General features: G+C 44.9%; 7 protein-coding genes. 3 read left to right on the top strand and 4 right to left on the bottom strand.

Annotated elements, in window-relative coordinates; genetic code table 11:
* Positions 1-224: 224 nt before the first annotated feature.
* Entirely contained in the window at positions 225-1,130 is a 906-nt protein-coding gene (locus HC752_RS07230; protein ID WP_190334448.1) for a manganese-dependent inorganic pyrophosphatase, read from the bottom strand.
* A gap of 420 nt (positions 1,131-1,550) precedes the next feature.
* Between HC752_RS07230 and HC752_RS07225 the strand changes: the two genes are divergently transcribed.
* Both HC752_RS07225 and HC752_RS07220 read left to right on the top strand, forming a co-directional pair.
* Positions 1,551-2,753 (top strand): quinone-dependent dihydroorotate dehydrogenase, encoded by a 1,203-nt coding sequence (locus HC752_RS07225; protein ID WP_190334447.1) that lies wholly within the window; start codon positions 1,551-1,553, stop codon positions 2,751-2,753.
* A 3-nt stretch (positions 2,754-2,756) separates the two neighbouring features.
* Positions 2,757-2,939 (top strand): DUF1315 family protein, encoded by a 183-nt coding sequence (locus tag HC752_RS07220; RefSeq protein WP_190334446.1) that lies wholly within the window; start codon positions 2,757-2,759, stop codon positions 2,937-2,939.
* A gap of 77 nt (positions 2,940-3,016) precedes the next feature.
* Here the strand turns inward: HC752_RS07220 and HC752_RS07215 are convergent, their stop codons facing one another.
* Positions 3,017-3,973 carry an Mbeg1-like protein gene (locus HC752_RS07215; RefSeq protein ID WP_190334445.1) on the bottom strand — a complete coding sequence of 319 codons (957 nt, stop codon included), beginning with the start codon at positions 3,971-3,973 and terminating at the stop codon, positions 3,017-3,019.
* 615 nt (positions 3,974-4,588) lie between these two features.
* Here HC752_RS07215 and HC752_RS07210 point away from each other — a divergent pair.
* On the top strand, positions 4,589-5,377 hold the full coding sequence (locus HC752_RS07210) for an ABC transporter permease (RefSeq protein WP_190334444.1): 789 nt from the start codon (positions 4,589-4,591) through the stop codon (positions 5,375-5,377).
* 60 nt (positions 5,378-5,437) lie between these two features.
* Here HC752_RS07210 and HC752_RS07205 read toward each other — a convergent pair whose 3' ends face one another.
* Positions 5,438-7,351 carry a hybrid sensor histidine kinase/response regulator gene (locus tag HC752_RS07205; protein WP_190334443.1) on the bottom strand — a complete coding sequence of 638 codons (1,914 nt, stop codon included), beginning with the start codon at positions 7,349-7,351 and terminating at the stop codon, positions 5,438-5,440.
* Positions 7,352-8,560 carry a nitric oxide-sensing protein NosP gene (gene nosP / locus HC752_RS07200; protein ID WP_190334442.1) on the bottom strand — a complete coding sequence of 403 codons (1,209 nt, stop codon included), beginning with the start codon at positions 8,558-8,560 and terminating at the stop codon, positions 7,352-7,354.
* Positions 8,561-8,600: the final 40 nt, after the last annotated feature.

The raw sequence follows: 8,600 nt of genomic DNA, 5'->3' as shown, positions 1-8,600 counted from the left end.
GAAATCCATTCAACAGGAATATTCTTCCTAAATGAGTCAATAGACTCGGAGAGTTGAAATTCAGCAGTAGCTTGAAGTTCTAAAGAAAATTCAGACATAAAAAATCGGTCCCAGATACATATCTGGGGCCGATTATGAAGACTATTAAGGATCGTTCAAGAGTCTTAAACGATCGGCATTAGAGCACATGCCCCGGCTTTACTAACACTTTAATAAATAGAGAGTTAAGCAAGCTCGCCTTGAAGCCAAGGCCAACCTTGTTTCTTACGGCTTAATGTGTTCTCCATCATTAATACGCCGTCTTTTTCGTGCTTCACTAGCTTCTCTGCCCATTCACCTTTATAAAGAAGGCGAGTTTGAGCAGTCGTGATATCCGTCAGCATAACAGCCGCGAATGCCAACCCTTCTTCAGAGCAGCGACGCTCTAAATCTTCTTCTAGCCCTTCAATCATGCCGTCAACCTGCTCAAGAGTCGCAAGCTCAACCTGACCAACAACCACATCACGGCCGTTAAATGGGTAAGCTTTTAAGTCTTTTTCGACGAGTTGTGCAGCAGACAAACCTTCAATGTTGGTTTTCGCAATCAAAAGATCTTTGATGAACGTGTCTACATCTTCTACACCCGCAATGTCAGCTAAAGCGTATACCGCATCTTTGTCTTTCTGGGTGCAAGTAGGAGAAGCAAAGCCAACAGTATCGGACAAAATTGCAGACATCATCAAAATCGCGAGTGGCTTAGTGATTTCAGTCTCTTCCATCTTGAAAAGAGCATAGAGAATGGTACAAGTACAGCCTACTGGCCAAATCCAAGCTTCAAGAGGATTTACTGTCATCACGTCACCCAAACGGTGGTGATCCACAATGCCTAGGATTTCAGCCTCACCGATATCATCAGGTGCTTGAGCCAAATCGGTGTAATCTACTAACCAAATATTCTCACCCGCGACAGAGGTGCGTAGCTCTGGTTGATCGACACCAGCAACTTCGAGAACATGCTGAGTTTCACGGTTAATTTCACCTTGGCGAATGCCTTTCGCTTCAAGTCCACGCGCTTTCAATAGCTCTGCGGTAACAATCGCACTACAGATACTGTCTGTGTCTGGGTTTTTATGACCAACTACTAGAATCATTTTGCTTCCTAATTACTTTTCCATTTTGCCGACATTCACGCAAAAACACGCGAGAGAGTTTCGGTGCTTGTGACGGTAGTTTTTTCAAAAGTCGTTACTTTACCTGATTTCAAAAAAAAGTCATTCCTGATCCGAATGAAAAGCACGGTTTAATCGCGGCGATGGATCTTAATCAATAATATTTAAATGATAATTATTTGCATTCGTATTTGCGTTTAATTATGGTTAGTAACATACCAAGCCAATCTTGGTTACAAAAGAAACCCCTCTCTTTTTGTAAAGCATGTTGCGACATTGGGTGATTGGAGTTCAATTTAAATCTTAATATTTCAATAGATTAGGATTCTTTTCCATTGTCTCAATGACCTCGTTCCAATAAGAGGGGCATAAAAAGTCAACCAATAACAAGGATAGAAAATCATGAGCTTCCTAATCGGCGTGAGAAACCTCGTTCTGAGAGTGCTCTATCGCATCGTTCGCCCACTCATCTTTCTTATGGAACCAGAACAAGCCCATTCTGTTTTAAAGAAGATGGGGATAGCCCTCGGCTCTAACGCCTTGACTCGCGGTCTCACCAGCTTATTTTTCAACTACGAACATCAATCCTTGAATACCAAGGTCGATGGTATCACCTACCGCAACCCAGTAGGGCTGTCGGCGGGTTTCGATAAAGACGGTGAATTAACAAAAATTTACCCGTCACTGGGCTTCGGGCTTGCGGAACTGGGTTCCTTTACCGGCGAAGTCTGCCCAGGTAACCCTGGTAGAAGGCTCTTTCGCATGGTGAAATCCAAAGCCATTGTCGTTTGGTATGGTTTGAATAACCAAGGCGCTGAAAAAATCGCAAAACGTTTGGCCAGTGTCGATTTTGGTCCATTAAGAGTGGGGATCAACGCAGCAAAATCCAATATCACGCCAGAGTTTGTTTTAGAGGATTCGATTCAGGATTACTTAAAAACTCTACGCGCCTTTAAAGATATTGGTGATTACTTCACCATCAACATCAGTTGCCCAAACACACAAGATGGTGAGCCATTTGTCGAACGAAGCAACCTAGACGCATTGCTCAATGCCGTTAACGATGAAATCCGCCCCCTAACCGACCGTCCAATATACGTGAAGTTGGCTGCTGATCTGACATTGGATGAAATTAACCTCATCGTTGATGCGTGTGTGGAACACAACATGGATGGCGTTGTTCTAACCAACCTCGCCAAACCAGAAGGAAATGAAGAACACGTGCCGGAAGAATACCCATCCGCGCAAGGTAAACTGCCCAAAGGCAAAGGGGCGATGAGCGGCTTGCCGCTTCAGCGGATCTCTACCAACGTTATTCGCCATGTTTACCGCCGTACTCGTGGTGAACTGACCATTATTGGTGTGGGTGGTGTATTCAGTGCAAGAGATGCATACGAGAAAATCACATCCGGAGCCAATTTGCTCCATATGATCACAACGATGATTTTCGATGGGCCACAAAATATCAATGAGATTAACCGTGGGCTAGTTCAACTTCTTAAACAAGATGGTTTTAATTCGATTGAAGAGGCCGTTGGTTCAAGAAATCCGCTCCCTCCGTTAAAACCGACTGAATTGCAAAATCAGGAAGACAAGGCGGCGTAAATCATGAACAGCAATAGCTTTAATCTTATTGTGCATGAGCTTCCTGACGAACTTTATTATGAATTTAAGCGTGCCTTAAGAAAAGGCTATTGGCGAAATGGAATGCTCATGACGGAAAAGCAACGTGATGCGTGCCAGCGAGCGATTCTGATTCGTGAAACTCGCCCTCCCGTTGCACTGCAATAATCGAGACGAATAAATGAAGTAAAACATGATAGGAAAATAAGGTTCGGCACAATGCCGAACCTTATGAGTTTCAACCATTAATTACCTATGTCTTGAAATAGACTTGGAAATGAATTGATTAAATAAGTCGCTTTAAACGACAGGATATCCAACTCATCTGACGTCCAGTCAAAGTAGTAGGGGTCAATGATGTAGTTCAACTCTTCACGAATTGGGGTGATAAAATGGCGTGTTAACGGTGTATCCCAAATGATTCTAGGGAATGGCGTGAAGCGTGCATCACTCAGGTAGTAGATATCGCCGTATTGCTTGGCATTAATGCCAATTACATCGGCGTCTTGCTGCCAATCGCCATCCGAAACAAACTCACCCACTAAATTGTAGTTTTCAATAGCGGCAGCATGCAGAGTGAGCGCATATTTACTGCCGAGTTTCTTTTTAATGTGTGCTTTGAGAGCATCGTTAATCCCTGTTGCATCAAAAGCAACGGTGGTTCTTCCCGTCACCAATGCGGCTGCCGTACTTAACCCGCCCCCCAAACTATGGCCGGTGTATCGAATCGTATGATTGGGGTAATCCTGCTCGACTTGTTCCGCTAAATTGATCGCTTGGAGAAATTGTTTGGGCACTTCATCATTGGATAACATCCCATCGGTTACCCAGTCAGACGTCCCTAACTCACTCCCCCGAAATGCCAGTACAATGTTCTTACCCTTTTTAAATATACTTGCATTGAAACCGGATTTACGAGAAACATCTTTTACCCTCGTCCATCCGCTAGGTGCCCCAGACTGACTGTAAACTTGCTCCGCAAAGTCCAACAACTCGAGTGCTTTTCTTGCTTTATTTAGAGATGGCGGGCTGCTTGGTTGATGAATGGTACCAAAAGCACTTTGTGTGTAAGCCATGTTCGGGCTAACGACATTACCATAAAAACTTTCTAGGCTGGCAAGATCGCTTGGCGCGACAATAGCATGCGCGGAATATGAATAACTGAGTATGACCGATAAAACTAAAGTTTTCTTTAAAGACATAGAATTCCCTTATTTCAATTTGTGTGTGCATCCTGTGCCAGACTTTTATACTCCCTTACAAATAGAAGGACATTGTTACTTTAGTCTATTGTTTAATTTCACTATAGAATTCACAATGTTAAATATATGTTAATCTGGCAAGTTTATTTTAAAGCTCACAACCATCGTCTAAACCTGTGACTTACGCACCATTATCACACGGATAAAATCCAACATAATGCATAGTAAATTAGGGATTTCGAATGTTTTACAAGCTTTTTTAAGACTTTAGTCTACAAGAAAGCCAATCTTAAATGGCCACTTTTTCCATAATTGAGATACTCATTCTGTTTATTATAAAGCTAATGCATCTTAGTCTCTCCTCATAGAAAGTCACCGGAAAGACTTTACAGAGAACATCTCAACATTCACGATACAGGTGAGCATCTATGTTATAGGCGAGCATCCATGTTATAGGCGAACATCCACGATACAGCTGTAAGCAGACGTTTCGGGGGCCTGTTCAGGCGCAGAAATGTCCTGAGTTAAGGTATTGGAGTCGAATAAACGTTAGATAAGACCTAACATCTTGAAGGGACTTAGGTATAAAATGAAACCAAAATCATCGAGGTTTCTATGCAGGAATCAATTGATATTGGCTGGGGTTTCCTACTGCTTTTTTCTCTTACGCTTTGTATTCCGCTCTACATCAATCGTCACTTTCAGCTTGGGCTAGCAAAAGACACACTCATCAGTGTATTGCGAATGGGTGTTCAGTTAACTTTGGTTGGGGCTTATCTGGAGTTTGTGTTTGATCTCAATAGCCTAACGTTAAACATTGTTTGGGTTCTGATCATGGCAGCCATAGGAACCAATGCCATCATCGATAAGGCCAAGCTTCCAATGAAACCCTTATTCTTACCCGTGATATCAGGGTTATTGATTGGCCTTTCCCCCATCATTGTTGTGCTTTGTGTTGTGATTGTTCAGCCAACGCCTGTGTACAGCTCGCAATACGTGATCCCACTTTGTGGGATGCTCATTGGCAACAGTATGAATGCCAATATCATCATGCTTCAAAATCTGTTCAGCGCTTTCAAAGAACGAGAAGGCGAATACCATGCCGCGCTGTCACTGGGTGCCTCTCCAACCTACGCGTCATTACCTTTCGTTCGAGCCGCCATGCAAAAGGCGTGGTCCCCTATCCTTGCTTCAATGGCAGCAACGGGTTTGGTCACCTTACCTGGCATGATGACTGGACAGATCCTAGGAGGCACCTCGCCCTTAGTCGCAATTAAGTACCAACTGATCATTATGATTGCAATTTTTGTCATGATGACCATCTCTTTGTCGCTTTCAACCAAACTGGGTTTGCGGAATGTTCTGTCAAAAGAAGGGCGAGTGTTGGTTTCTATAAACAACTGAACCCGTTTGTTGTATTGAAGCGGCTGATCTCTTGAGAAAAGACATGGTCCTCCGTGAGATTCAGCCTTGTATGACGTGCGATTGAAGCAAAGGCTGGCAGCTAGAATGCAACTGACTAATGATGATGGTCTTCAGCCGAACTGGTGAGACAGGCTTATTTACCAACAAATAACCACTTTCCCTTACCTGTTGTTTCAGTGTTTCGCTTCGATTTGCACTGAGCACAATGGTTGGCACCGGATGAGGACGATTAATATGCACATGTTCAGCCACTTCTAAACCGGTTTTCCCTTCATCTAAGTGGTAATCGACAATCAGCAATTCCACAGAATCACTCGACACATCACATTGAACCTGCAAGGCGGCAAGAGACTCCGCCGTGACAACGTCACATCCCCACTGACTCAGTAACTCCTTCATCGCCTTGCGTATATTACTGTCGTTGTCCACAACCCAAATGCGGCAACCTTGTAACACAGCACTCGCGTCCAATTCTTTAGGCTGCAATACCGGTTTCGCCGATGATTTCACGGTGCCATAAGGCACTAAAACCGAAAATCGCGATCCTTTGTGAAGTTCCGACTCCAATGAAATATGGTGCCCTAACACGCCTGAAATCTTATCAACAATGGCCAAACCTAGCCCGAGCTGCGTCCTATTTTCTGCTTTCCTAGGGCTCAAGCGTTTAAACTCTTGGAACACTTCTTTTTGCTTATCCTTAGGAATGCCATCCCCCGTATCCAACACATCAATTCTGACGCCGTTTTCAGTACGCCGGCAGCCAAGTAAAACCTTACCCGACTCGGTGTACCTCAGCGCGTTAGTCATTAAATTTCGGACAATTCTGGCCAGTAAAACGGAGTCGCTATAAATGACGACGCTACTGGGTACATACCGCACCTCCGTTTCGGACTCTAAGGCTATTTGATGGAATTCATTCGCGATATTATCCAACAACTCATTTAAAGCGAACGGCTGCTTATCGGCACGAATGGTTCCTGCATCTAACTTAGAAATATCGACCAGCATCGTAATTAAGGATTCAACATCCGAGAGAGAATGATCCAACGAATCCACCAGCCGACGCGCCGGTGGACCTAGCCTCTGGGCCCGCAGAGATCCCAAAAACAACTGCGCGGCATTCAAAGGTTGCAATAGGTCGTGGCTGATAGCAGCAAGAAATTTTGTTTTTGATAAATTCGCCAGTTCTGCTTCTTGTTTGGCTTCAAGCAGCCTGTCTTGGATCTCCCGCCGTTCATTGACTTCTTTACTTAGCTGGGTATTGAGATCTTCCAGTTGAGCAGTTCGTAGCTGCACGCGCTTTTCTAACGTTTGATAAGACTGGCGTAGCTTTTCACTGATGGTGGCTTCATACCTAGCCGATTCGGCTTCTTTGAGTAACGTAATGTCGGTGTACAACATCACCAGCCCGCCATCGGAGGTTCGGCGCTCGCTCACTTGCACCCAGCGATTATCTCGCTGCTGAAACACTCTTCCGCCATGCAGGTCGGAATAAGGCAACTCTTTTACGATAAGCCCTTTGGTGTGCGCAAGCCTTTTGACTTCCGCCAGAGTCACGCTTGACACATCAAGTGAAATATCATGATCAAGCCAATACTGCTGGAATCGGCTGTTGGAATGCACTAAATGTCTCTCTTTGTCATACAAAGCAAACCCATCAGAGATGGATTCAATGGCATCCACAAAGCGCTGCTGAGCGCGCTCGACTTTTTGGTTCGCAAGAGACAGTGCTCGGTTGATGCTTTCTAGCTTATGCAGAGTATTGTTGAGTTCTTCTGTTTTTTCCCGAACCTGATCGGCCAATACAACGGAATGCTGGAAAGCAGCATAAGGATCAACACGGTGGCTGCTGTCTTGTTCAACCCGGCGCACCAACGAATCGATGATCTTCTTCTGACGTTCATTTTCCGCTAGGGCTTCTTCAAGTTGACGTTTTAACGCTTCATCCGACATTTACCCTACCTTTTCATGCACTTCTGACATGTTCGAAGAGAGGGGATACACATTAGGCTGACGACCAATCGCCACCCCTGTTAGTGTCTGATTCATATGCACGCCACCAAGCTGCTCCCCGTAAGTATTAAAACCGACCATACGGAAGTCCCTGAAGATGGCTTTAATGGTTTCTAGACCGTTAGTTTGTTCGATTTCCTTGCGCCTAAAAAAACAATCGCACCCAATAATGATTTCTAGGTCTCCTACCCTTTCTGACACTTCGCTGAGTTTTTGCCTTGCGTTGGCGTAAATGTCACCAGGTTTCATCGCCGTCACGACAATGCCATCATCAACGGCACAATAAAAATCCAAACTCAGATCGTCATTCACTTTCTGAATGGACCGAATATAAAACTCGCCACCCACTTTTACCGCAAGAGGATGTAATGCGTAGACTTCAGGTCGGAGATCGTCGAGCAAGATGCCCGCTTCCCTCGCGTACACCAGCGCAGCAGGCTCGGCATTAAATTCGTATACTCGGCGGCATTCACTGTCGGCCTTCGTGACCACCAACTTACTGCCCGAACTTTGAACATGATGCGTTGTGAACACTTCAAATGGGCAAGTGGTATTGAACATCACCACAATGGCTGAGTCAGTATAAAATTGGCCATCAAAATACACATGCGTATTCGCCAAATTTTCATCGTCTCCAGCCGACCCACCAAAATGTGGAATTCGTCCCAGCGCCGTATCCAATGTAACGAGGAAATTTTCTTCTTGCGGAGACAAGCCGTCTATCAGCGTCAGCACAAAGCTACTGTGCTTAATGGGCGCCTTCAACTGGCTTCGGCAATCTTCAAATAATGTTTCGACGCAGTGCTGAGCAACATCCAACTCAAAGTTTTCTAGGGGTATCACCATTCCAGACACCGTGAACGCTCTCTCGGTAAAACCTATCGCACTGATGCTACTTTTGGCATAACCGCTACTGGTGATTTCCCCCGCCGTCGTACACCCCATCACTTTGCAATAGGTAAACGCGCGATCCATTTCCGATTCGAGTTCTTTCAAGTCGTAGGCTGCGGAGCAAAAGAACAAAACAAACCCGATATGTGGTGTGTTTAAACGAGCTGCAAGCTCTCTTACAGCCTTAACAGCTTCAAGCTGATACGACTCAGCCGTCACTACGGCGGCTTGGTCTGGTACTGGGCAGGCAGAAAACATCCATTTTCCTTATAAGTATTTTTGGGCTCATGTTCGTCTA

The sequence above is a fragment of the Vibrio sp. S9_S30 genome (assembly GCF_014694455.1).
GTDB lineage: Bacteria > Pseudomonadota > Gammaproteobacteria > Enterobacterales > Vibrionaceae > Vibrio.
This window is presented reverse-complemented; position numbering and strand designations above follow the sequence as displayed.

Coding starts and splice junctions, on each gene's coding strand:
- HC752_RS07205 (WP_190334443.1), bottom strand. CDS start 7,351: ATGTCGGATGAAGCGTTAAAACGTCAACTTGAAGAAGCCCTAGCGGAA.
- HC752_RS07210 (WP_190334444.1), top strand. CDS start 4,589: ATGCAGGAATCAATTGATATTGGCTGGGGTTTCCTACTGCTTTTTTCT.
- HC752_RS07215 (WP_190334445.1), bottom strand. CDS start 3,973: ATGTCTTTAAAGAAAACTTTAGTTTTATCGGTCATACTCAGTTATTCA.
- HC752_RS07220 (WP_190334446.1), top strand. CDS start 2,757: ATGAACAGCAATAGCTTTAATCTTATTGTGCATGAGCTTCCTGACGAA.
- HC752_RS07230 (WP_190334448.1), bottom strand. CDS start 1,130: ATGATTCTAGTAGTTGGTCATAAAAACCCAGACACAGACAGTATCTGT.
- nosP (WP_190334442.1), bottom strand. CDS start 8,560: ATGTTTTCTGCCTGCCCAGTACCAGACCAAGCCGCCGTAGTGACGGCT.
- HC752_RS07225 (WP_190334447.1), top strand. CDS start 1,551: ATGAGCTTCCTAATCGGCGTGAGAAACCTCGTTCTGAGAGTGCTCTAT.